The sequence below is a fragment of the Paenibacillus flagellatus genome (assembly GCF_003217775.1).
Lineage (GTDB): Bacteria > Bacillota > Bacilli > Paenibacillales > NBRC-103111 > Paenibacillus_AB > Paenibacillus_AB flagellatus.
In genome coordinates this window covers 18415-41575 of the sequence record NZ_QJVJ01000014.1, presented here as the reverse complement: position 1 = coordinate 41575, position 23161 = coordinate 18415, and the positions used below count along the sequence as shown (strand labels likewise).

Below are 23161 nucleotides of genomic sequence, written 5' to 3'. Positions count from 1 at the left end.
ACAATTGCAGGTTTTGAATAGCTTGTTTAAGGTAGGGAGGTGAAGCCAATGGCCAAATTGTCCAAATCGGGAGCGTTCCATTTTACGACTTCCGGTACCAAAGCGCTGTTCGTCGTCCCCAAAGGCGTGGATGGAACGATCGCCATTTCCAACAACAGCAACAAAGCGTTCGTCCTTCTCTTGAACGGAGCGATCACCATTAGCGTAAAGCCTTATACGATCGCTCGAATCGGCACGTTAAGCGGCGGGTTTTCCACTCGGGTCGCCATCCGGACTCGAGGGGCGGTGAACGGGGCCTTTATTTTCCAACAAACCTGATTGATCCATCCCCGTTATACGGAAGACAAACAGCCGGTTTCCATGGTGCCCCCGACGGGGGCTTTTTTCTTCTTGAACCACTTCCCGGCGCACCAAAAGCCCTCTAAAACAAAAAAAGCAAAGGAGTTCTCCTCTGCTTGAAGGCATTATTGTTTCGTAATGATGTCCAGACGGTTCATGGCACGCTGAAGCGCCAATTCGGCGCGGCGGAAGTCGATCTCGTCCTTCTTCGCGTCGCGGAGCCGTTGTTCCGCCCGTTCTTTGGCGGCGCGGGCACGGTTCACGTCGATATCGCCCGGAAGCTCGGCCGATTCGGCCAAGATGACGACTTTGTCTTTGCGCACTTCCATAAAACCGCCGTTCACCGCGATGTATTCCGTCGTCTTGCCTTTCTTGACGGTTACCGGCGCGATTTTAAGCGGAGTGACGAGCGGGATGTGATTGGGCAAAATCCCGAGCTCGCCGTTCACGCCTTTCACGACGATCATATCTACGTCTTGAGCGTATACTTTCCGCTCGGGCGTTACGACTTCCAATAAAAAAGTACTCACGCAAATTCCTCCTGAGAGCTTTCGGTCCCGAAAGCTTCATCGTATGCCAATGCTGATGCCCCGACAAGACGGAAGCATCAGCATGGCACGGTCATTCGGCTTACTGCATCGATTTCGCTTTTTCGACCGCTTCTTCGATGGTGCCGACGAACAGGAACGCGGCTTCCGGAAGGTCGTCGTGCTTGCCCTCCAAAATTTCTTTGAAGCTGCGCACGGTTTCTTTAACCGGCACGTATTGGCCCGGGAAGCCGTTAAACTGCTCGGCCACGTGGAACGCCTGGGACAGGAAGCGCTCGATTTTGCGCGCGCGCATAACGATCACTTTGTCGTCGTCGGACAGTTCGTCCATCCCGAGAATCGCGATAATATCTTGAAGCTCTTTGTAGCGCTGCAAAATACGCTTTACGCCTTGAGCGACATTGTAATGCTCTTCGCCGACAATATCCGGCTGCAAAATACGCGAGCTGGATGCCAACGGGTCGACGGCCGGGTAAATCCCCTTCTCGGAAATTTTACGCTCCAAGTTGGTCGTGGCGTCCAAGTGGGCAAACGTCGTAGCCGGAGCCGGGTCCGTATAGTCGTCCGCCGGAACGTAGATGGCTTGAATCGACGTAACGGAACCTTTCTTCGTCGATGTGATCCGCTCTTGCAGCTGACCCATCTCGGTAGCGAGCGTCGGCTGGTAACCGACCGCGGAAGGCATCCGGCCGAGAAGCGCGGAAACCTCGGAGCCCGCTTGGGTAAACCGGAAGATGTTGTCGACGAACAGAAGAACGTCCTTGCCTTCGTTGTCGCGGAAATATTCGGCCATCGTCAAGCCGGTCAAGGCGACGCGAAGACGGGCGCCCGGAGGCTCGTTCATTTGTCCGAATACCATCGCCGTTTTGGAGATAACGCCGGAGTCTTTCATCTCGTGGTACAAGTCGTTACCTTCGCGCGTTCTTTCGCCGACGCCCGCGAATACGGAAATACCGCCGTGCTCCTGCGCGATGTTGTTGATCAATTCCTGAATCAAGACGGTTTTGCCTACGCCGGCGCCGCCGAACAAGCCGATCTTACCGCCTTTGGCATACGGAGCGAGCAAGTCGACGACTTTGATGCCGGTTTCGAGAACTTCCGCTTGTACGGACAGCTCTTCGAACGCAGGCGCTTGACGGTGAATCGGGTCTCTCTGACCGGCTTCCACTTCGCCGGCGTTGTCGATCGGGTCGCCGAGTACGTTGAATACGCGGCCGAGCGTTACGCTGCCGACAGGTACGCTGATCGGTTTGCCCGTATCGACCGCTTCGGTGCCGCGGACCAGTCCGTCCGTGGAGGACATTGCGACGCAGCGCGCCACGTTGTCGCCCAAGTGAACCGCGACTTCAACCGTCAGGTTGATTTCAGGCTCGTTCGGGTTTTGCGGTTTTGTCTGAATCTTGACCGCATTCAAAATCTCAGGAAGGTGACCTTTTTCGAACTCGATGTCGACGACAGGTCCCATTACCTGCAAAACGCGTCCTTTGTTCATTTTTTTCCCTCCTAAGAAGCTTTTCGTAGAAAAGCTTCACTTCGTAAGCATGGCTGAAGCTTTTCGTAGAAAAGCTTCACTTCGTAAGCATCTGCTGAGCTTTCCGTAAGGAAAACTCACTTCGTAAGCATCGCGGAAGCTTGTCGTCCGACAAGCTTCTCCTCGATATCGTCGGTTCAATAGCCGTTCCGTTTCGTCAGCTTTGCGCGTTCGCGCCGGCGACGATCTCGGATATTTCCTGGGTAATGGAAGCTTGACGCGCCCGGTTGTACATGAGCGTATAACGGGCGATCATCTCGGTCGCATTGCGCGTCGCGTTGCCCATGGCCGTCATCTTCGCGCCGAACTCGCTCGCCTTCGCTTCGAGCAGCGCGCTGAAGATCAGCGTCTCCGCATATTTCGGAAGCAGTACGTCGAGCACTTCTTCCGGAGACGGCTCGTATTCGTAGTTGACCGTTTGAACGCTGCCTTCGCCCATATCCAACGGCAAAAGACGATTCAGTACCGGTTCTTGGGAAATGGCGTTGTGGAACTTGTTGTATACGATGTACAGCTCGTCGTATTTGCCATCCACGTAGTTATTGACGGCGAGGGAGGCAAGCTCTTTAATATCGGCGAAAATCGGCGAATCCGACAACCCGGTCACTTCCCCGATCACCGGAATGTCGCGCTTCTTCATGAAGTCGCGGCCTTTCCGTCCGACGACGAATACGGTGTATTCGTCTTTGGAGCTATGTCTTTCGCGGACCGTTTGCATCCATTTGCGGAGCAGGTTGGCGTTGTAGCCGCCGGCCAATCCCCGGTCGGACGTAATGACCAGATAGCCGGTTTTCTTGATCTCCCGGGAGACGAGAATCGGGTTTTTGGTCCCTTTCGATCCCGCGGCGATGCTGGACACCACTTCCTGAATCTTCTCCGCGTACGGGCGAGCCGCTTGGGCCGCTTCCTGCGATCTTCTGAGCTTCGAAGCGGCCACCATTTCCATCGCCTTGGTGATCTGCTTCATGTTTTGCGTGCTTTTGACTTGCCGCTTGATCTCGCGCATTCCTTTTGCCATGCTTTCACCACCTCAGGCTTTTGCGGAGCAAAAGCAAACTTCGTAAGCATCACCGGGGCCGGAGCGATCCCGGAGCCCCCGTCTTGCACGTTCTATTGAAGTCCGCACGGGCGGCCGTTCAGCCGCTCATGCGGTTCGATTAACGATTAAGCCGATACGGAGAAGCTTTTCTTGAACTTCTCGATCGCTTCCACGAGAACTTTCTCGTTGTCGGCCGTCAAATCTTTCGTATCGCGAATGCTTGCATAGACTTGGCCGTAGTTGGCATCCACGTAAGCGAGGAATTCGCGGTCGAAACGAAGCACGTCCTGAACCGGAATATCGTCGAGGAACCCTTTAACCGCCGTATAGATGGAGACGACCTGCTTCTCGACCGGCAGCGGCTGGTTGTTGCCTTGCTTCAAAATCTCAAGCGTACGTTGACCGCGGTTCAACCGTGCCAGCGTGCTCTTGTCCAAGTCGGAACCGAACTGCGAGAACGCCGCGAGCTCGCGGTATTGCGCCAAGTCGAGCTTCAGGGACGAAGCGACTTTTTTCATCGCTTTGATTTGCGCGGAACCGCCGACGCGGGATACGGAAATACCGACGTTGATCGCCGGACGCTGGCCCGCGTTGAACAGGTCGGACTCCAGGAAGATCTGACCGTCCGTGATGGAGATAACGTTCGTCGGGATATACGCGGAAACGTCGCTCGCTTGGGTTTCGATAAACGGCAGTGCCGTCAAGGAGCCGCCGCCCAAGGCGTCGCTCAATTTCGCCGCGCGCTCCAGCAAACGGGAGTGCAAGTAGAAGACGTCGCCCGGATAAGCTTCGCGTCCCGGCGGACGGCGGAGCAGAAGCGACAGCTCGCGGTAAGCGGCAGCTTGCTTGGACAAGTCGTCGTATACGATAAGCGCATGCTTGCCTTTGTACATGAAGTACTCGCCCATCGCCACGCCTGCGTACGGAGCCAAGAACAACAGCGGGGAAGGCTCGGAAGCGCCGGCCGTTACGACGATCGTATAATCGAGGGCGCCGTTGCGGCGGAGCGTCTCGACGACGTTCGCCACCGTGGATTGCTTTTGGCCGATGGCGACGTAGATACAAAGAACGCCATTGCCTTTTTGGTTGATGATCGTGTCGATCGCGATCGACGTTTTACCCGTTTGACGGTCGCCGATGATCAGCTCGCGCTGGCCGCGGCCGATCGGAACCATCGCGTCGATCGCTTTGATACCCGTCTGCATCGGCTCGTGAACCGATTTCCGGTCGATAACGCCCGGAGCCGGAGCTTCGACCGGACGGAATTCCGTCGTTTCGATCGGGCCTTTGCCGTCGACCGGTTGGCCGAGCGGGTTGACGACGCGGCCGAGAAGCGCTTCGCCGACCGGTACTTCCATGATCCGTCCGGTCCGCTTCACTTGGTCGCCTTCGCGGATGTCCGTATACGGACCCATGATAACGATACCGACATTGTCTTCCTCGAGGTTCAACGCCATGCCGATGACGCCGTTGGAAAATTCCAGAAGCTCGCCGGCCATGACGTTTTGCAGGCCGTGCGCGCGCGCGATGCCGTCCCCGATCTGGATAACCGTACCGACATCGTACACTTGAATATCCGATTTATATTGCTCGATTTGCTGCTTCAGCAGCGTGCTGATTTCTTCAGGTCTGATACTCAACGAACCTCACCCCTAACTTTGGCTTTATGCTTGATTGAGCGCTCTTTCCATTCTTTGCAGCTTGCCGGATACGCTTCCGTCGTACAGACGGTCGCCGATTCGCACTTGAAGACCGCCGATCAGGCTCGGGTCGACGATGTTCTCGATGCGAATCGTCTTGCCGGTCACCTGACCGAACGCTGCGGCGATCTGATCCGATTCCTCCGCCGAAATCGGCCGAGGCGTATATACTTTCGCTTGGGCTTGACCCAACGCGTCATTCGCAATCCGGGAATAATGGGAGACGAGATCCGCGAGAATCGCTTCTCTTCCCCGCTGTACGAGCAATTGAAGCGTGTTCTGCACTTCCTCGGACACTTTGCCTTCGAACGCTTGCTTGAGCATGGACGCCTTAACCGAAGCGCCGATGTTCGGATGTTCGAGCAGGCCGGCATAGTCGGGGTTCGCTTCCAACGCGGTCGCAATCGCTTGAAGCTCTTGCTCCACGTCGGCGACTTTGCCGCGTGCCTGGGCGACTTCGAACAACGCTTTCGCATACCGCTTCGCTACGATCGTTTCCTTGCTCATACGTTGCCCCCTACCTCTTTCAGGTATTGGTCGATCAGCTCGTGCTGGGATTTCTCATCCAGCTGCTTCTCGATAATTTTGGAGGCGATCAGGACGGACAAAGCGCTTACTTGGCTGCGCAGCGCAACGATCGCTTTGTTCTTCTCGCTTTCGATATCTTTCATCGCATCGTTCTTGATGCGCACCGCTTCGTCTTTCGCCTGCTGGATAATTTCATCCGCCTGACGGACGCTGGTCGTTCTCGCCTGCTCGATAAGCTCGTAAGCTTCCTTGCGCGCGTCTTGAATCGCTTTCTTCTGCTCTTCGAGCAGCTTGGCCGCTTCCGCACGATTTTGCTCGGCGGATTGGATTTGATTCTGAACTTGCTCCCTGCGCTTCTCCATAATGCCGAAAAGCGGGCCGAACGCATATTTGTTCAGCAGGAAGTACAACGCCAAAAAGGCGATAATCGCAAATACGAACGACTCCCAATGAAAAGCCAACTCAGGTCACTCCCTTCTAAGAGCTGCAATCGGTTCGATACATACTCGGGCGATCAAAACGAAGGCGCGGACGGCATAGGCCTTCCCCGCCTAACCAACGTATTCATTAAGCGCCGAAGTAGAGCAGGAAGCCCAAGACGACCCCGATGATCGGCACGACCTCGACGATACCTACGCCGATAAACATGGTCGTTTGGAGCGTACCGCGAAGCTCCGGTTGACGAGCGATACCTTCTACCGTTTTGCTGACGATCAAACCGTTACCGATACCTGCGCCCAACGCGCCCAAACCGATTGCCAAAGCTGCTGCCAAAAGTCCCATTTTGAAATCCTCCTAAATTGTTCAACGTTTCGTTGATTTATTTTGGTTTCAATCCGAAGATAGCGGATCGAATTCGTTCCTGAAAGCCGATAAATTAATGATGCTCTTCGTGTACCGTCGCTTGCGAGATGTACACCATCGTAAGAACGGTGAAGAGGAATGCCTGGATCGCTCCGACGAAAATACTGAAGCCTTGCCATGCCAGCAAAAGCGGCGTACCCCAGATCCCGGCCATCAAGATGGTCGCGATCAGCACCTCGCCCGCGAAAATGTTCGCGAAGAGACGGAGCGCAAGCGTGAGCGGCTTGGACAATTCCTTGATAATGTTGAGCGGGAAGAAGAACCAGAACGGCTCGAAATAGTGTTTCAAATAATGCTTCGTGTTGCGGGTCAAGCCCAAGTAGTGGACCAGAACGATTACGATAACCGCCAGCGCGGCCGTAACGGACAAGTCGGCCGTAGGCGACTTCCACCACGCCAGATGGTGTCCTTCGATCGGATACCCGAACAAGCTGAGATCGTGTTCGTGTTCCGTGACGATCCCGAAAGGCAGCCCGAGCAGGTTGGCCACGAAGATGAACATGATGAGCGTAATCCCGAGCGAGATAAACGACTTCGCCATCTTCAGCGGCATCGTGCTCGCCACCAAATTATGAACGAATTCGATGACCCACTCCATGAAGTTCTGCATCTTCGACGGGTTGTCGACGGATAAATTGCGCACGGACAATCTCGCCAGCACAAACACGATAATAAACGTGACCGTGATGGCCAAAAACGTGGAAAGGTCGATATTCAGGCCGCCGACCTTCCATATGGGAAACTCATGCATCGGTTAGTTTCACCCCTTTCCGGTGACGATTTCCTTTCAGTCTTTCTTTTTCACAAAAAACAAGCCCAAAACGAACGCTGTCGTTTGTGCGTAGAACAAACCGATAATCGTCGCGGCCAAATCGAACCGTTCCGACTTGTAAGCGACCATGACCGCCAAGACGGCCAAGGAAGCCCGGGTGAAAAAACCGAGATTGAAGCGCTTTTTCACTCCCTGCGCGACCAACTCTCCCAACTGACGCGTCTTCAATCCGAGATAGACGAAGTTGGTCAAGCTGATTGCCATGCCAAGCAATAGCCCGGCGACAAACGGACGATACTCGGTCAACACCGCCCAGAGAAGCAGGCCCGCAGCGAACAGATACAGCGAAAACTTAGAGATCGTTTTCAGAAAGCCCGACAGATCGTTCATTTGGAGTCCTTTAAGAAGTATCGAATCAATACGATCACGCTGGCAATTCCCGCAAACAGACCGATCAACGCTCCGATCGCGACGACGATCTTCTCGCCGCCCATTCTGTCGCTCAACCATTTCCCGCCCAAATAGCCGAGGAGAATGCATACGGCCAAGTCGACGCCGGCGGCGCCGGCCATCCCCGCCGCTCTCCATGGATTATTCTCGGATTTGCGATTTTGCATACATGATCTCCTGCTAATCCTCACTAATTGTATCGAAGCGGTACTTCGTTTGTCAATTTCTTTAATATCAAACATTGTGTGAACACGAAATCGGAGATTCCTTATGCCACAACGGCTCCCGGTTTTGGCAAACCGGACAGCGTACAGTAGCACTGTCTGGTTTGCTTTACCGGTTTCGACATTAAGCGCGGAACGGCTCGGGACGTTCGTCCCGGAGTCCGAAATGATGCAGGATGGCGTCGACGATCCGCTCCGACGCGCGTCCGTCCCCGTAAGGGTTCGCCGCCTTGCTCATCCGCTCGTAGACGGCTTCGTCGGTCAGCAGCGCGCGGGCTTTCTCGTAGATCAGCTGCTCGTCGGTCCCGACCAGCTCCAGCACGCCGGACTCGACCCCCTCGGGGCGCTCGGTCGTATCGCGAAGCACGAGTGCCGGCACGCCGAACGACGGAGCTTCCTCCTGGATGCCGCCGGAATCGGTCAAGATGATATGCGTATGCGGATAAAAATTGTACAAGTCCGTTACGTCCAGCGGATCGATCAGCCGGATCCGGTCGTGGCCGCCCAGCATTTCCTGGGCCGGCTCCTTGACGGCCGGGTTCGGATGGACCGGATAGACGACCGCGATGTCGTCGAATTCGTCGGCAAGCCGTTTGATCGCCCGGAAAATACGGCGGTGCGGCTCCCCGATCGACTCCCGGCGATGCGCCGTGACGAGCACGAGCCGGCGGCCTTTGGCCCAATCGAGAATCGGATGCGTATACTCGTCCTTGACGAGGTACGACATGACGTCGGTGATCGTATTGCCCGTGACGTAGATGGACGATTCCGGCTTGTTTTCCTTGAGCAGGTTGCCCGCCGACCAGTCGGTCGGAGCGAAGTGCATATCCGCCAGCACCCCGGTCAGCTGCCGGTTCATCTCCTCCGGATAAGGGGAAAGCTTGTTCCACGTGCGCAGACCCGCCTCGACGTGGCCGATCTTGATCTGCTGCAGGAAAGCGGCGTAGCTGGCGAGGAACGTCGTCAGCGTATCGCCGTGAACGAGAATGAGATCCGGCTTCCGCTCGCGGAAAACCGGCTCCAGTCCTTGAAGCACCCGGATCGTCACTTCGTTCAGCGTCTGGCGGTCCTTCATGACGTCCAGATCGAAGTCCGGCCGGATGCCGAAAATATCGAGCACCGTATCGAGAATTTGCCGATGCTGCGCCGTTACGCAGACGAGCGATTCGATCTGCTCGGACCGCTTGTTCAGCTCCAGTACGAGCGGCGCCATCTTGATCGCTTCCGGCCTTGTGCCGAAAATGGTCATTACCCGAATGCGGCTCATGGGTCACTCTCCTTCTTGTCGTACGATCGGATTACTTCGTGCCGAACAGACGGTCGCCCGCGTCCCCGAGACCCGGCACGATATAGCCGTGGTCGTTCAAGTATTCGTCGACGGCCGCCACATAGATGTCGACGTCCGGATGCGCTTCCTGGACGGCGCGTACGCCTTCCGGAGCGGCGATGAGGCACATCAGCTTGATCTGATTGCAGTTCCGTTTCTTCAATACGTCGATGGCCGCGTTGGCGGATCCGCCGGTGGCGAGCATCGGATCGATGACGATCAGCTCCCGCTCCTGCACGTCCGTAGGCAGCTTGACGTAGTATTCGACCGGCTGGAGCGTCTCCGGGTCGCGGTACAAGCCCACGTGGCCGACCTTCGCCGCGGGCAGCAGCTTCAAGATGCCGTCCACCATGCCGAGCCCGGCGCGCAATATCGGTATGAGACCGAGCATGCGTCCGGAAATGATTTTGCATTCCGCCTTCTGCACGGGCGTCTCCACCTCGATGCGTTCCAACGGGATGTCCCGCGTAATTTCGTATGCCATAAGCGTGGCCACTTCGTCGACCAATTCCCGGAAGTCCTTCGTGGTCGTGTTCTTATCCCTTATGTACGTAAGCTTGTGTTGAATCAGCGGATGATCGCACACGAAAACCTTGCTCATAAACGTCCTCCCGACAGCATTCGCGGGCCGTATGGCGAATGCTGGATGCATGCGGTTCGTCCCTTTCTCGAGCGAACCTCGTCTATTATATCATTGTCCTTATCGCGTTGCACGCAACTTTTGGCAACGTTTGCCGTCGCTTCCTGTCGAATAGCATTCCCCAAATCGCGCCGGCCCAACCGGGCGCGCGAGGCACGCGAAAAAGAGGACCGCTCAAAACGGTCCTCCATCAGCCGAATTCGTCCCGCGGCTACGGATTAATACTGCAATCCGGCGTACAGCGGGTACTGCGCGGTCAGCTCGTTGACCAGAGCGCGCGCCTGATCGTGCGCCGTTTCGCTGGTCGGATTTTTGAGCGTGAGCGCGATCGCCTTCGCGATTTTTTTCATCGCTTCCTCGTTCATGCCGCGCGACGTGGCCGCAGGCGTCCCTACGCGCACGCCGCTCGTCAGCATCGGCTTGTTCGGGTCGAACGGGATCGCGTTTTTGTTGCACGTAATGCCCACTTCATCGAGCAGATGCTCGGCGTCTTTGCCGGTCAGGTTGATGCTGCGCAGGTCGATCAGCATCAGGTGGTTGTCCGTACCGCCGGAGACGAGGTCGAGCCCTTCGGCGAGCAGCGCCTCGGACAGCGCCTTCGCGTTGTTCACCACTTGCTGCGCGTACGTCTTGAACGACGGCTGCAGCGCCTCGCCGAACGAGACGGCTTTCGCCGCGATAATATGCATGAGCGGTCCGCCCTGAATGCCCGGGAAGACGGCCTTGTCGATCGCCGCCGCCCAAGGCTTGCGGCACAGGATCATGCCGCCGCGCGGTCCGCGCAGCGTCTTGTGCGTCGTCGTCGTAACGAAGTGCGCGTGCGGCACCGGATTCGGGTGCAGCCCGGCGGCGACGAGGCCCGCGATATGCGCCATGTCGACCATGAACAGCGCGCCCACATCGTTCGCGATCGAGGCGAGCGCTTCGAAATCGATGATGCGCGGGTAGGCGCTGGCGCCCGACACGATCATGCGCGGACGGTGCTTGAACGCCGCTTTGCGCACTTCGTCGTAGTCGATGCGGGAATCGGACTCGCGCACGCCGTACGGCACGAAGTTATACATGATGCCGGAAGCGTTGACCGGGCTGCCGTGGGTCAAGTGGCCGCCGTGCGCCAAGTTCATCCCGAGCACTGTATCGCCGTGCTTCAACGTAGCCAAGTAAACGGCCATGTTCGCCTGCGCGCCGGAGTGCGGCTGGACGTTCACGTGCTCGGCGCCGAACAGCTCCTTCGCCCGATCGCGCGCGATATCTTCGACGATGTCGACGTATTCGCAGCCGCCGTAGTACCGTTTGCCCGGATAGCCTTCGGCGTATTTGTTCGTCAGGACGGTGCCCATCGCTTCCAGAACGGCTTGGCTGACGAAGTTCTCCGACGCGATCAGCTCGATTTTGTCGCGTTGGCGGCCCAGCTCGAGATTGAGAGCTTCCACGATTTTCGGATCGGATTGGCGCAAATGTTCCATGATAAAGTTCCTCCGCTCGATAAAAGAATTTGGATAAAAGAGTCCCTGCTGTCCATTGCAATCGGCCAAGCCGCTCAGTCGCAGCCAGCCGTTCCTTCCGGGGTTGCCGCCTGCTCGACGGAGTAGACCGCCCGGGCGCCGCCGATCAGCTTCGGCCGCGTATAGGCCATCGTGACGTGGGCGCGGCCGATCGTACGGACCGACGGACGGACCGGTACGGCGACCCGCCGCAAATGCATGCCGATCAGCGTATCGCCGATATCGATACCGGCATGCGCGGCGATCGACTCCACGACGCAGGCGTCCGGCAAATGCCGGTACGCATAGGCGGCCATCGAGCCGCCCGCTTTGCGGACGGGAACGACGCCAACCTCCTCGAGGCGCGGATCGAGCCGCAGCAGCTCCCGCTCGACGACGAGCGCCCGGTTCAAATGCTCGCAGCATTGAAACGCCGGATAAAACCCGACATCCCGGCGCACCGCGGACACGGCTTCGAAAATCCGCTCCGCGACTTGCTCCGTACCGGACGTGCCGATCCGTTGCCCGATCACTTCGCTTGTGCTTGTCCCGACGACGACGATGTGCCCTCGCCCGATGCGGCCCGCCTCGACGAGCTCGCGCAGCGCCGTCTCCACGCCGGTCCGGATTTGTTCCAAGTCCAAGACGTCCTCGTTGTCCCGCTCCACGACAAGCCACTCCCTTCCGCCGATTTACGGATGCAGCGCGTACTTCTCTTCGAGACTTTTGATTTTGTCGATCCGGTTGCGGTGGCGCGGTCCTTCCGAAAACTCGGTGCCGATCCACACCTTCACGATTTCGAGCGCGACGCCCGGTCCGACGACGCGTTCGCCCATGGCGAGCACGTTCGAATCGTTATGCTCGCGCGTCGCTTTGGCCGAGAACAGGTCGTGCACAAGCGCGCAGCGGACGCCCGGAATTTTGTTGGCGGCGATCGTCATGCCGATTCCCGTGCCGCAGATGAGAATCCCCCGGTCGGCTTCGCCGGAAGCGACTTTCTCGCCGACGGGCAGCGCGTAGTCCGGATAGTCGATGGAATCGGCGCAATGACAGCCGAAATCCTCCACCTCATGCCCGTCCTCCCGCAGCGCCTTCACAATTTCGTCCTTCAATCGGAATCCCGCGTGATCCGCGCCGATCGCGATTTTCATTCGTATCCGCCTCCGTTCGTATTTGGGATGCACCGTCATAGTATAACCGCCGGAATACGAAAAAAGAGCATGCCGCTCGTTTTGCGAAGAAAACGGCGTTGCTCTTTGCCCAGGCGACCGGCCGTATAGCTCGATGCTCCATTGTGGTAATCTCCACTCGTCGCCAGTTACATCGAGTCCTGCTTCATATCCTCATCATAGCGCATTCGATATGCGCTGTAAAGTCGATTTCGGCCAAACGGGCGCACCGTTCGTCACGATTCGGCCCGCCTCAGCTTGCGGATCAGCTTGGCCAAATACGCTTCGATTTCGTCGGCCGTTTTCTCGTACTGCGCCCGGTCGCCGCCGAACGGGTCGGAGATGTCGAAGCTCGGCATGCCGTACTCGGCTTGCTCGGCCTGAAGGAGCTCGTCCGGGGTGATCGGCTGCCCGAGCGCCCGCTTGATTTGCAGCTCGGAGTGGATCCGATGCCGTTCCTCGATTTTCGCGGCGGCCTGCGGATCGTCCTCGGCGAACTCCTTCAGCGTGAACACTTTGTCCACCGCTTCCGGATAGCGCCGGATGACCGCTTCCTTATGCCCCGCCGTCATCGTCAAGATCAGGTCGGCCCACGAGACGGCTTCCCCCGTAACGGCGCTGGACGACAGGCGGTCGGTCACGCCGCGTTCTTTCAAAATGTCGGCGGAATGCTTCGAGATCGGTGCGCCGTCCCACGCGGAGACGCCCGCCGACCGAACGTCGAGCCGCAATCCTTCCCGCCGCGCCATGCTGCGGAACAAGCCTTCCGCCAACGGACTGCGGCACGTGTTGCCCGTACATACAAATAAAATGCGTTCGTACATCCGAACCCCTCCGTTTCGTCCCGTTGGTGTTTCGTCCCGGCCTTCGCCGCTCGGCCTCCATGGACGTCTTCCCTTTTATTGTACCTCACGCCCGGCGTTATATCAAAAACCGGATGCCGAAGGCGAGCAAAATAATGCCGCCGAGCGCTTCCCCGTATTCGCCCACCCAATGGCCCGCTCGCCGGCCGAGGAGCAATCCGGCTACGGACATCGCTCCGCCGAACGCGCCGAACATCAGCACGGTAAACGCCAGATCGGTCGCGAACAGGCCGAGCGACACGCCGACCGACATCGAGTCGATGCTGACGCTGAGCGCGAAGAACAAGAGGCCCCATAGCGTGCGATGGTCGAACGAGCGCATTTCCGGCCCTTTGAACGAGCTGAAGATCATGTGCCCTCCGAGCAGCACGAGCAGCGCTCCTCCCGTCAACGTCGCGACGTTGCCGAGCAGCGCGCCGACGTATTGGCCCATGAACATGCCCATCAACGGCATCAGGACGTGAAACAAGCCGATCACGAAACTGACCTTCAGCACGTCCAGCAGCCGGATTCCCCTGAGACCGATCCCGATGCCGAGGGAAAAGGCGTCCATTCCCAGCGCAATGGCCATGACGACGATCGTAATCCACTGTCCCGTCTCGACTGAAGCTGCTGCCATGACATCTCCCCCATGTCCACATGTTCCTAATCAACATATGCGGACAATCCGGGAAACATGCGAACAAGCATCGGCCCCGGACGGACGCTAGACGCGCTCGATCCGGTGGGCGGCCGCTTTCGTCAGCCGGTTCAGAAAGGCGAGCCCGATGCCGTCTCCCGTCTCGGCGAAGCCTTCCGCCCGGATAAACGTAATGCCGGCGTCGTCGAACCGGCGCAGCGCCGCGTACAGCTCGCGGGCGGACGACGACGCGTCCGCCGCGCTTCCGCACGGGACGACCAGATCGGCCTCGTCCCCGTACCGCTCCGCGTGCTCGGCGACCGTCAGCACGCCCGTCCGCTCGCCGGACCGCTTCGCTTCGGCGAGCGCCTCGCGCACGCGGGCGACCGCCCGGTCCGCGTCGCCGAACACGACGGCGAGACGGCCGCGCGGCGCGTAATGCGCGTACTTCATCCCGGGCGAGCGCGGCGCCAGCGCCTCCTCCGGCGCGGCCTCGACGGTCACCTCCGCGTGCGGCGCCGCGCGGCGCAGCTCGTCGACGGTGACGCCGCCCGGGCGCAGCACGTGCACCCGGCCGCCGGCCGCCTCGACGACGGCGACCGTCGACTCGAGGCCGACGCCGGTCGGGCCGCCGTCGACGATGCCGCCGATGCGGCCGTCGAGGTCGTCGCGCACGTGCGCCGCGAGCGTCGGGCTCGGCCGCCCGGAGCGGTTCGCGCTCGGCGCCGCGACGGGTCGGCCGGCGGCGCGGATGAGCGCGAGCGCGACCGGATGCGCGGGCATGCGCACCGCGACGGTGGCGAGCCCGGCCGTGACGCGCGGCGAGACGGCGCCCGGGCGGGCCGGCAGCACGAGCGTGAGCGGGCCGGGCCAGAACGCGTCGATGAGCCGGCGGGACGTGTCGTCGACCGCTTCGACCAGCTCGTCCAGCTGATCGAGATCCGCGATATGCACGATCAGCGGGTTGTCCGACGGACGGCCCTTGGCGGCGAAAATCGCTTCGACCGCCCGCGTGTCGCACGCATCGGCCCCGAGGCCGTACACCGTTTCCGTCGGAAACGCCACCGTGCCGCCCTCGGCGAGGAGACGTCCCGCTTCCAGCAAGAAAGGATGCGTCGGGGACGCATCCGGATTTACTTTCCACATTGTCGTCATGAGTCGAATCATCCTTGCTTCCGCCTGTTTGCGGGAATCGATCCCGCGCGCCTTCTAATCGTTGCCATTATAACGCGGATCGATTCCGCTGTCACGCCGGCCTTCGCCGGCCGCCGCTTGCTCCCGCACCGACGATCGGGTACATTTCAGGTAGAAGCGATATCGGAAAAAGGAGGCGGCGCCGATGCCGATCCGCAAGCAAGTGAAGCTCGAGACGATCGCGGCCTCGCTCGGCTTGTCCGTCCAGACCGTATCCAAGGCGCTGCGCGGCAAGCCCGGCATGTCGCACGAGACGAGGCGGCTCGTCGTCGAGAAGGCGCGCGAGCTCGGCTACTTGACCCGCGAGCAGCTCCAGCAGCTTTCCGTCGACCGGATTGCCGTGCGGCCGCCGCTTAAGCGCCGGTTCGTGCTGATCCATACGACACAGTCGGTCAATTACAACCGGCTTCTGCTGGAAGGACTGAACGAGCGCATCGCCGAAATCGGCCATACGATCGACCCGCTGCTCATCCCCGAACGGCTGAAGGAAGCCGAGCTCGACGACTGGATCGGGGATCGGGAGCTGCATTACTGCGAAGGGATATTCATCGCCCCGAGCCTGCACCCGCCCGCTACGGAGCAGAGGCTGCTGCGGCTGCCGCTGCCCCGCATCCTGTTCAATTTCCCGGCTCCCGGCGCCGAAACGGACAGCGTCATCTGGGACGTCTATACGGCCGTCGCGTTGTCGGTCCGTCATCTGGCGGAAACCGGCCACCGCCGCATCCTGTACGTCGGAGACATCAAGCGGCAGCGGGGGTTCTTCCTCCGGTGGCAGGCGTTTATCGAGGCGATGGGCTATTACGGTCTGCCTTTCCGCGAAGAAGACCATTTGACGGCTTCGCGCTCCGGTACGTCACAGTGGGCGGAGCGGCTGGCCGACAAGCTGGAGCGGCTGCGTCCCGATGCGGTCGTCGTCGGCGTCGACGACGACGTCGTGCCCGCTTACCGGGTGATCGCGGCGGCCGGGTTCGACGTGCCGAAGGACGTCTCGATCATCGGCATGCTGAACGAGCAGCGCGACGGAACGCCCTTATTCACGAGGCCGCAGCTGTTGATCCGAGAGACCGGCTACCGCGCGGCGGAGCGGATGCTGTGGCGCATCGCCAACCCGACGATGCCCTACGAGCATATCCGCATCCAGGGACCGCTGTTCGTCGGCCATACGACGCGCGCGAGGGACTAGCGATCGAGCAAGGACCGAAGACGCTTCAAACAAGAAAAGGATGCGTCCCGGACGCACCCTCGCGATTTCGAACAACCGATTAAGAATAAGGAATGAATATCGATTAGGCCAGTAATCCTTTGACGAACCCGATGATCGCTTTGACGATTTCCCATACGAAAAACTTCACTTCCGGCCGGCCGTCGGCATTCGCCGGGCTGTCCCCGGCTCCGTTCGCACCCGCGTCGGCGGATGCCGTCTTGACGTCGTCCGACGTTTTTTTCGCCACCGCGACGCCGGCGTTGCCGTCCACGAAGCAGAGCGGCGGGAACAGGACGCACCACCAGTTTTGCCCTTCTCCCTTGCCGAGCGTGATGCGCAGCGCTTCGTAGTCGCCGGCGGGATACACTTTGTTGCCGTATACCTTGGTCGGGAACGGCACTTGGCCGAGCTCGACTTTAAAGTCGTAATCGTAGCCGTTCGCCGCCAGCACATCCGCGACGAGCGTCTCCAGATCGGTCATGTGCGAGCGAACCGCGTTTCGGGCCGCCTCGATGCCGTCGGGCTCCGTCACCCATTCGCTCATTTGGCGAATGACTTCGTCGCGCAGCAGCCGTTTCACCAGCTGGTCGTCCGGCGCGTCCGAATTGGCAAGAATGCGCAGCCGGATCGATTGCTCCGGGATGCCGGGGTCGAGGACGGCCGCTTGCGTCTTGTTCGATTCCCAGCAAGTCATCATCACGATAAGGGCAAATGCGACGATCCAGTAGGATCGGTAGGGCAGCCGTTTCACCATAACGCGAAAACCTCTCTTTCGTCTTCCTGGTACCCAGTATCGACGGAGAAGAGAGGTCTTAAACCTAGCAATCTATGAAAATTTGATAGAGCCGATCACATGCCGCTCGATGCCCGCCAGATCCTCGACGATCCGGATGTCGTCCCAATGGCCGGCGATCCGCAGCAGCTCCGCGACGGCACGGGCTTGCCCCTGACCGAGCTCGAAGCCGATCAGCGCGGGCGGTGCCGGCAGCTCCCGGATCTGCTCCAGGATGCGGCGGTAAAACCGCAAGCCGTCGGGCCCCCCGTCCAGCGCCAGCATCGGCTCGTACAGCCGCACTTCCCGCTGCAGGCCGGCAATGTCCGCGCTCTCGATATACGGCGGGTTCGATACGAGAATATCGACCCGGATCCGCTCCCGGACGTACGCCTCCAACAAATCCCCCGTATAAAACCGGATCCGATCGCCTACGCCGTTCGCCTCGGCATTCGCGCGCGCCACTTCGACGGCGTCGGCGGAAATGTCCGTAGCCGTCACGTTCCACCCGGGGCACTGCACCGCAATCGTAACCGGAATCGCTCCGCTTCCGCAGCCGATGTCGGCGACGAGCGGCCCGCCGTTCGGCCACATCCGCCGCCCGATCTTCACGATCTGCTCGACAAGCAGCTCCGTCTCCTGACGCGGAATGAGCACCGCCGGCGTCACGCGGAACGGCAAGCCGTAAAACTCCTGTTCGCCGGTAATGTACTGGACCGGCTCCCCTTGCGCCCGACGCTCCAGCATCCGCCGCCACGCCTCGTGCCGTTCCATCGGAAACGGCTCGCCCCATCGCATCAAAAAGTCGCTGCGATCCAAGCCGAGCGCATGCTGCAGCAGCCATTCGGCGGACGACGCATGATCGTCCACCCCGCAGTCTCGCAAAAAAGAAGAAGCCCGCAAGCAGGCTTCCCGAATCGTGACGGCGTCCGCCGGGCCTTGAGGCGACCCGGTACCGGCGCCTTTCGTGCTTGCCGACCGCTTCCCGTCCCGTACGTCCGGCGACCGTCCGTCTTTCCCGTCGGCTTCGTACATGCCGCTTACTCTCCTTTTTCCAGCAGCTCGGACTGCGCTTCCAGCGTAAGCGCGGTGATGATTTCCTCCAAATCGCCGTTCAGCACTTGGTCGAGCTTGTGCAGCGTCAAGCCGATCCGATGGTCCGTCACCCGGCTTTGCGGGAAATTGTACGTCCGGATCCGCTCGCTCCGGTCCCCGGTGCCGACCTTGCTCTTCCGCTCGCCGGCGTATTTGGCGTCCTCTTCCTGCTTCAGCTTGTCGTACAGCCGCGCGCGAAGCACCTGCATCGCCTTGTCCTTGTTCGAGTTTTGCGATTTGCCGTCCTGGCACGAGACGACGAGCCCCGTGGGCAGATGGGTGATCCGGACCGCCGACTTCGTCGTATTGACCGACTGTCCGCCCGGACCGCTCGAACAAAACGTATCGATGCGGATATCGTTCTCGTGAATTTCGACCTCGATCTCCTCGGCTTCCGGCATGACCGCGACGGTTGACGTCGACGTGTGGATACGCCCGCCCGATTCCGTCGTCGGGATGCGCTGCACCCGGTGTGCGCCGCTCTCGAACTTCAGCTTGGAGTAAGCGCCCTTGCCGCTGATCATGAAGACGATCTCCTTGAAGCCGCCGAGGTCGCTGACGCTCGAGTCGAGCACCTCCGTCCGCCAGCCTTGACTGTCGGCATACCGGCTGTACATCCGGTATAAGTCGCCGGCGAACAGCGCCGCCTCGTCGCCGCCCGCCGCTCCGCGAATTTCGACGATGACGTTTTTGTCGTCGTTCGGATCTTTCGGAAGCAGCAGCAGCTGAATGTCCGCCTCGAGCTTCGCCTTGCGCTCCGTCAGCTCGTCGAGCTCGAGCTTCACCAGCTCGCGCATCTCCTCGTCCAGCTTCTCGCTCAGCATCGCTTTCGCCGCATCGTACTGCTCCGCGACGCTCTTATATTCCGTATACGCCTGATAGGCGTCCTGCAAATCGGACTGCTCCTTCGAATAGTCTCGGAGCCGCTTCGAATCGTTCACGACGTCCGGATCGCAAAGCAGCTCGCTCAGCTTTTCGTATCGGTCCGCCAACGCTTGCAGCCGATCCAGCATGTCCCTTCACCTCCGTCTCTCTCGGGTGTCTTCTTTCCTCTAGACGTTAAATCGGAAATGCATGACGTCTCCGTCCTGCACCACATATTCTTTACCCTCCAGCCGAAGCTGGCCTTTCTCCTTCGCCGCGTTCATCGAGCCGCTGTTTACGAGATCGTCGTAGGAGACAACCTCGGCGCGGATGAATCCGCGTTCGAAGTCGGTATGGATGACCGCCGCCGCCTGCGGCGCCTTCGTCCCTTTGCGGATCGTCCACGCCCGTACCTCCTGCACGCCGGCCGTAAAATACGTATACAGCCCGAGCAGCTTGTAAGCGGCGCGGATGAGCCGGTTCAAGCCGGATTCCTGCAAGCCGAGCTCCTGGAGGAACAGCTCCTTGTCCTCACCCTCGAGCTCCGCGATTTCCGATTCCACCTTCGCGCTGATCGGCACGACCTCGGCGCCGCCGATCGCCGCATATTCGCGTACCTTTTGCACATACGGGTTGCCGTCGGCGCCGGCCGCCTCCGATTCGCTGACGTTCGCGGCGTACAGCACCGGCTTCATCGTCAGCAGGTGCAGATCGCGCACGATCGCCTTCTCCTCGTCGGACAGCTCCACGGACCGAGCGGGCTTGTCCTCGTAGAGCGCATCCTTGATCCGCTCCAGCGTCTCGACTTCCTGGGCGTACTTTTTGTCGCCGCCCTTCATGTTTTTGCGGGAACGGTCGATCCGCTTCTCCACGGTCTCGATATCGGCGAGAATGAGCTCGAGATTGATCGTCTCGATGTCGCTGATCGGGTCGACCTTGCCCGAGACGTGCGTAATGTTCTCGTCCTGGAAGCAGCGGACGACGTGGACGATCGCGTCGACCTCGCGAATGTGCGCGAGAAACTTGTTGCCGAGCCCCTCGCCCTTGCTCGCGCCCTTCACGAGGCCCGCGATGTCGACGAATTCGAAGGCGGTCGGGACGATCCGGTTCGGGACGACGATTTCGGCCAGCTTCTGCAGCCGCTCGTCCGGCACCTCCACGACGCCGACGTTAGGATCTATCGTACAAAACGGATAGTTAGCCGATTCGGCCCCCGCTTGCGTAATCGCGTTAAACAACGTGGACTTGCCGACGTTCGGCAGCCCGACAATCCCGGCTTTCAATGCCATGAAACGAAACAACTCCTCATCTTCCATTCTGAATACTCCCATCATTATATAGCACGCCCGGCCCATATACAATCGGGAGAAGATTGGTCCGATGCGGAGGTGGCTCGTTATCCACAGCGTTATACACAGACTTGTGGATGTTATCCTCACTCGGTCCCGCGATTATCCACATGTTAATAACATGACAAGGCTTTCATTGCGGTTATTCACAGCCCTTCCCGCAGTCGGCGAAGCACCGTCCCGAATTCCGCCCACGTGACGGGAGCGTCCGGGTCGTGCTCGGAATTGATCAGCTGCATGCGGACGAGCCAGTCGAGCGCTTCCCGCTTCCAGGCGTCGGGGTTTTCGGGCTCCGGCGTCGTTCCGCCGCCTCCGGAAGATGCCGGCATCGCCTGGATGTTTTTCCAAAGCGTGACGATGTCTTGCCCGTAATTCGTGCCCGGCACCGCCCATTTCCCGTTCAAATCTTCCCAGTACGGCGCCGTGCCGCGAAGTCCCGCCGCCTGCAAAAGCGAAAATCGCGGATCGACGATCGGCCGGCCGCCCGGCAGCGGCGCCGTCGTGGCATAGCCGTACAAGTGCTGGATTTGCGCCTCGATGCCGAGCTCCGGGGTCGCGAACGAAGCTCCTCCCTCCGTCCGGCTAGTCGCGCCGAGACCGGCGAAGTTGTTCTGTTCCGCCCGTACCGAGCCTCCGAACCGCCAGAAGCCCGTCTCCTTCAGCGACTGCGCGAACGCCAAATCGCCGCGTACGCCGTAGCTCGCCCCGATTTCCAAGTAGAGCGACGCGTAATTCGGAGCCGCCGGGTTGATTCTGCGCAAGTATTCGCCCATCTGGAACGCGTTCGCGACGCTCGCGCCGAGAATCGGCGTTTTGCCGCTTCCGTCCACCGTCCCCATAACCATCCCCCTCAATCGCGTTTTCCACCAGTATATTCACCGTCCGCGCCATCCGTGACCCGCTTCTTGATTCGCGGCGTCCGTTCGCCTACAATGGTGGGGATAAGCCGGCGGCGGACGATATCCCCAGCTCGCCCCCGGTTATGAACAGATCGGACCGATTTGTCCACAACGTTATCCACACCATGTTAACAAGAATGGACGTTCGCCCATTATGCACATGGGAATAACTTCGGGGAAAGGAGCGAACCGATGGACCAGCACGAGCTGTGGATGGAAGAAGCGATACGCGAGGCGAAAAAGGCGGAGGCGCTCCGCGAGGTGCCGATCGGCGCGGTTATCGTCAAAGACGGGCGCATTATCGCGCGCGGCCACAATTTGCGGGAGACGTCGCTCGATCCGACGGCGCACGCCGAGATGATCGCCATTCGCGAAGCGAGCGAAGCGCTAGGCGCCTGGAGGCTGCTCGACTGCACGCTGTACGTGACGCTCGAGCCGTGCCCGATGTGCGCCGGCGCGATCGTGCAGTCGCGGGTGAAGACGGTCGTATACGGAACGCCCGACCCGAAGGCGGGCTGCGCCGGTACGTTGATGAACCTGGTGCAGGAAGACCGGTTCAACCATCGCGCGGAGCTCGTCGAGGGCGTTTTGCGGGAGCGGTGCGCCGCGCTGTTGACCGATTTCTTCCGCGGCCTTCGGGGCAAAGCCCCGGCGCCGGCGGTTCCGGCCGCCGCCGAAGGCGAATGCGGAAGTACCGAGGACTGACGACGACCGGCGCCTTGCGGGAACGCGAAGAAGCCGCCGCCGGTTCGTTCCGGCAGCGGCCTTTTTCAGGTCCGATCGCTCTTTATTTCTCGAAAATGACTACGGATTGCGTATCTTGATCCCATTCCACGGTCGCTTTCAGCGCTTCGCTAATAAAGCGGGCCGGTACGACGGTGCTGCCGTCGACGATGGCCGCCGGCACTTCCAGCGTCACTTCGTTTCCGTTCACGAAAGCCTTCGTGCTGTCGACGAACAGCTTGACCGTGATGCCGTCACGGGTTACGGTCACGGAGCGCTCGTCCTCGTTCCACACGACGTCCGCCTTCAGCGCCTCCGAGATCGCCCGGAACGGAACGAGCGTGCTGCCGTCCCGAATGAAAGGAGCGACCTCGAACGCCGGGACATCGCCGTTCACGTACAGCTTCACGCCCGTTTTGCCAAGCTTGTTCAACAGCTTCCCGAGCTTCTTGTACGATTCCAGATTCGTAACGTCCGCTTTAACCGCTTCATGCTGCACTTCGGCGGCCGCTTCCACTTCGCCTTGCTCTTCCAGCAGCTCGGCCGTCGCCGTCAGCGCTTCGTCCTTCTCGACGATCGCTTCGAGAGCGGCTTTTTGCTCCGCCGTCAGCACATGATCGTAGCGGCTCAGCAGCAGCTCCGCGATCACCGCGCCGGCCGGCTTGTCCTGCACGTTCTCGATGGCGTTCAGCAGCCCTTTGTAGCCTTGCCCGCCTTTAGACCCGTATGTATCCTCGGTTACCGACTGCCCTTGCCCGTTTTCGTGAGCTTTGCCGTTGTTTTCCTTGACGGTCGAATCGGCCTTCGCTTCGACCGCCGTTTCCGACTTGGCTGCCGCGCCGCTATGGTCTTGATCCGGCTTCGCCATAGCCGCCGCTCCCACCAGCTGGCTGGCCATGGCTCCTACCACAACTGCGATTCCCCATTTCTTCTTCATCATCATCGTCTCCTCCTCGGGATGTTC

General features: G+C 59.9%; 27 protein-coding genes and 1 riboswitch. Of the genes, 3 read left to right on the top strand and 24 right to left on the bottom strand.

The window, feature by feature from the left end; all coding sequences use genetic code 11:
* Nucleotides 1-48 precede the first annotated feature (48 nt).
* The gene (locus tag DLM86_RS25945; RefSeq protein ID WP_110842981.1) at nucleotides 49-318 is read left to right on the top strand and encodes a hypothetical protein; all 270 of its coding nucleotides are present in this window, start codon (nucleotides 49-51) and stop codon (nucleotides 316-318) included.
* 146 nt (nucleotides 319-464) lie between these two features.
* Here the strand turns inward: DLM86_RS25945 and DLM86_RS25940 are convergent, their stop codons facing one another.
* The 18 genes from DLM86_RS25940 to DLM86_RS25855 form a co-directional block, all read right to left on the bottom strand.
* Nucleotides 465-869 carry a F0F1 ATP synthase subunit epsilon gene (locus DLM86_RS25940; protein ID WP_110842980.1) on the bottom strand — a complete coding sequence of 135 codons (405 nt, stop codon included), beginning with the start codon at nucleotides 867-869 and terminating at the stop codon, nucleotides 465-467.
* Between the two features lie 100 nt (nucleotides 870-969).
* On the bottom strand, nucleotides 970-2379 hold the full coding sequence (gene atpD / locus DLM86_RS25935) for a F0F1 ATP synthase subunit beta (RefSeq protein ID WP_110842979.1): 1410 nt from the start codon (nucleotides 2377-2379) through the stop codon (nucleotides 970-972).
* A 196-nt stretch (nucleotides 2380-2575) separates the two neighbouring features.
* Nucleotides 2576-3436, bottom strand: coding sequence for an ATP synthase F1 subunit gamma (gene atpG, locus DLM86_RS25930; protein ID WP_110842978.1), 861 nt, complete (start codon nucleotides 3434-3436; stop codon nucleotides 2576-2578).
* Between the two features lie 146 nt (nucleotides 3437-3582).
* Nucleotides 3583-5097 (bottom strand): F0F1 ATP synthase subunit alpha, encoded by a 1515-nt coding sequence (gene atpA / locus DLM86_RS25925; RefSeq protein WP_110842977.1) that lies wholly within the window; start codon nucleotides 5095-5097, stop codon nucleotides 3583-3585.
* A 24-nt stretch (nucleotides 5098-5121) separates the two neighbouring features.
* Nucleotides 5122-5664, bottom strand: a complete 543-nt coding sequence (locus tag DLM86_RS25920; RefSeq protein WP_110842976.1) for a F0F1 ATP synthase subunit delta — start codon at nucleotides 5662-5664, stop codon at nucleotides 5122-5124.
* Nucleotides 5661-6146 carry a F0F1 ATP synthase subunit B gene (gene atpF, locus DLM86_RS25915; protein WP_110842975.1) on the bottom strand — a complete coding sequence of 162 codons (486 nt, stop codon included), beginning with the start codon at nucleotides 6144-6146 and terminating at the stop codon, nucleotides 5661-5663. Before atpF ends, DLM86_RS25920 begins: the two co-directional genes overlap by 4 nt.
* Nucleotides 6147-6252: 106 nt before the next feature.
* Nucleotides 6253-6468 (bottom strand): F0F1 ATP synthase subunit C, encoded by a 216-nt coding sequence (gene atpE, locus DLM86_RS25910; RefSeq protein WP_110842974.1) that lies wholly within the window; start codon nucleotides 6466-6468, stop codon nucleotides 6253-6255.
* A 94-nt stretch (nucleotides 6469-6562) separates the two neighbouring features.
* Nucleotides 6563-7300: a F0F1 ATP synthase subunit A gene (gene atpB, locus DLM86_RS25905; protein WP_110842973.1), complete on the bottom strand. Its 738-nt coding sequence runs from the start codon at nucleotides 7298-7300 to the stop codon at nucleotides 6563-6565.
* Between the two features lie 36 nt (nucleotides 7301-7336).
* Nucleotides 7337-7711 carry an ATP synthase subunit I gene (locus DLM86_RS25900; RefSeq protein ID WP_158289670.1) on the bottom strand — a complete coding sequence of 125 codons (375 nt, stop codon included), beginning with the start codon at nucleotides 7709-7711 and terminating at the stop codon, nucleotides 7337-7339.
* Nucleotides 7708-7938 carry an AtpZ/AtpI family protein gene (locus tag DLM86_RS25895; protein ID WP_158289669.1) on the bottom strand — a complete coding sequence of 77 codons (231 nt, stop codon included), beginning with the start codon at nucleotides 7936-7938 and terminating at the stop codon, nucleotides 7708-7710. Before DLM86_RS25895 ends, DLM86_RS25900 begins: the two co-directional genes overlap by 4 nt.
* Before the next feature lie 181 nt (nucleotides 7939-8119).
* Complete coding sequence (wecB, locus tag DLM86_RS25890; RefSeq protein WP_110842970.1) at nucleotides 8120-9262, bottom strand: non-hydrolyzing UDP-N-acetylglucosamine 2-epimerase; 1143 nt, start codon at nucleotides 9260-9262, stop codon at nucleotides 8120-8122.
* A 31-nt stretch (nucleotides 9263-9293) separates the two neighbouring features.
* Entirely contained in the window at nucleotides 9294-9923 is a 630-nt protein-coding gene (upp, locus tag DLM86_RS25885) for a uracil phosphoribosyltransferase (RefSeq protein ID WP_110842969.1), read from the bottom strand.
* A gap of 257 nt (nucleotides 9924-10180) precedes the next feature.
* On the bottom strand, nucleotides 10181-11428 hold the full coding sequence (locus tag DLM86_RS25880; protein ID WP_110842968.1) for a serine hydroxymethyltransferase: 1248 nt from the start codon (nucleotides 11426-11428) through the stop codon (nucleotides 10181-10183).
* 74 nt (nucleotides 11429-11502) lie between these two features.
* On the bottom strand, nucleotides 11503-12114 hold the full coding sequence (locus DLM86_RS25875) for a TIGR01440 family protein (RefSeq protein ID WP_425454000.1): 612 nt from the start codon (nucleotides 12112-12114) through the stop codon (nucleotides 11503-11505).
* Between the two features lie 24 nt (nucleotides 12115-12138).
* Entirely contained in the window at nucleotides 12139-12597 is a 459-nt protein-coding gene (rpiB, locus tag DLM86_RS25870; protein ID WP_110842967.1) for a ribose 5-phosphate isomerase B, read from the bottom strand.
* Between the two features lie 100 nt (nucleotides 12598-12697).
* A riboswitch (ZMP/ZTP riboswitch) is annotated at nucleotides 12698-12778 on the bottom strand.
* A gap of 73 nt (nucleotides 12779-12851) precedes the next feature.
* The gene (locus DLM86_RS25865) at nucleotides 12852-13439 is read right to left on the bottom strand and encodes a low molecular weight protein arginine phosphatase (RefSeq protein ID WP_110842966.1); all 588 of its coding nucleotides are present in this window, start codon (nucleotides 13437-13439) and stop codon (nucleotides 12852-12854) included.
* 97 nt (nucleotides 13440-13536) lie between these two features.
* Nucleotides 13537-14097: a manganese efflux pump MntP gene (locus DLM86_RS25860; RefSeq protein ID WP_110842965.1), complete on the bottom strand. Its 561-nt coding sequence runs from the start codon at nucleotides 14095-14097 to the stop codon at nucleotides 13537-13539.
* An 87-nt stretch (nucleotides 14098-14184) separates the two neighbouring features.
* Entirely contained in the window at nucleotides 14185-15252 is a 1068-nt protein-coding gene (locus DLM86_RS25855; protein ID WP_425453999.1) for an L-threonylcarbamoyladenylate synthase, read from the bottom strand.
* A gap of 184 nt (nucleotides 15253-15436) precedes the next feature.
* On the opposite strand from DLM86_RS25855, the gene DLM86_RS25850 reads away from it, so the two are divergent.
* Nucleotides 15437-16474 carry a LacI family DNA-binding transcriptional regulator gene (locus DLM86_RS25850; RefSeq protein WP_110842963.1) on the top strand — a complete coding sequence of 346 codons (1038 nt, stop codon included), beginning with the start codon at nucleotides 15437-15439 and terminating at the stop codon, nucleotides 16472-16474.
* A 103-nt stretch (nucleotides 16475-16577) separates the two neighbouring features.
* Here the strand turns inward: DLM86_RS25850 and spoIIR are convergent, their stop codons facing one another.
* The 5 genes from spoIIR to DLM86_RS25825 all read right to left on the bottom strand — a co-directional run bounded on the left by spoIIR (nucleotide 16578) and on the right by DLM86_RS25825 (nucleotide 21414).
* Nucleotides 16578-17249, bottom strand: a complete 672-nt coding sequence (gene spoIIR, locus DLM86_RS25845; RefSeq protein ID WP_110842962.1) for a stage II sporulation protein R — start codon at nucleotides 17247-17249, stop codon at nucleotides 16578-16580.
* Between the two features lie 72 nt (nucleotides 17250-17321).
* A complete protein-coding gene (gene prmC, locus DLM86_RS25840) occupies nucleotides 17322-18302 on the bottom strand; it encodes a peptide chain release factor N(5)-glutamine methyltransferase (RefSeq protein WP_110842961.1) in 981 nt (326 codons plus the stop codon).
* A 5-nt stretch (nucleotides 18303-18307) separates the two neighbouring features.
* Nucleotides 18308-19375 carry a peptide chain release factor 1 gene (prfA, locus tag DLM86_RS25835; RefSeq protein ID WP_110842960.1) on the bottom strand — a complete coding sequence of 356 codons (1068 nt, stop codon included), beginning with the start codon at nucleotides 19373-19375 and terminating at the stop codon, nucleotides 18308-18310.
* A 39-nt stretch (nucleotides 19376-19414) separates the two neighbouring features.
* Complete coding sequence (gene ychF, locus DLM86_RS25830; protein WP_110842959.1) at nucleotides 19415-20515, bottom strand: redox-regulated ATPase YchF; 1101 nt, start codon at nucleotides 20513-20515, stop codon at nucleotides 19415-19417.
* 206 nt (nucleotides 20516-20721) lie between these two features.
* Entirely contained in the window at nucleotides 20722-21414 is a 693-nt protein-coding gene (locus tag DLM86_RS25825) for a glucosaminidase domain-containing protein (protein WP_158289668.1), read from the bottom strand.
* A 252-nt stretch (nucleotides 21415-21666) separates the two neighbouring features.
* Here DLM86_RS25825 and tadA point away from each other — a divergent pair, with 252 nt between their 5' ends.
* Nucleotides 21667-22179 (top strand): tRNA adenosine(34) deaminase TadA, encoded by a 513-nt coding sequence (gene tadA, locus DLM86_RS25820; protein WP_110842957.1) that lies wholly within the window; start codon nucleotides 21667-21669, stop codon nucleotides 22177-22179.
* A gap of 82 nt (nucleotides 22180-22261) precedes the next feature.
* Here tadA and DLM86_RS25815 read toward each other — a convergent pair whose 3' ends face one another.
* The gene (locus DLM86_RS25815; protein ID WP_110842956.1) at nucleotides 22262-23137 is read right to left on the bottom strand and encodes a copper amine oxidase N-terminal domain-containing protein; all 876 of its coding nucleotides are present in this window, start codon (nucleotides 23135-23137) and stop codon (nucleotides 22262-22264) included.
* Between the last annotated feature and the right edge of the window lie 24 nt (nucleotides 23138-23161).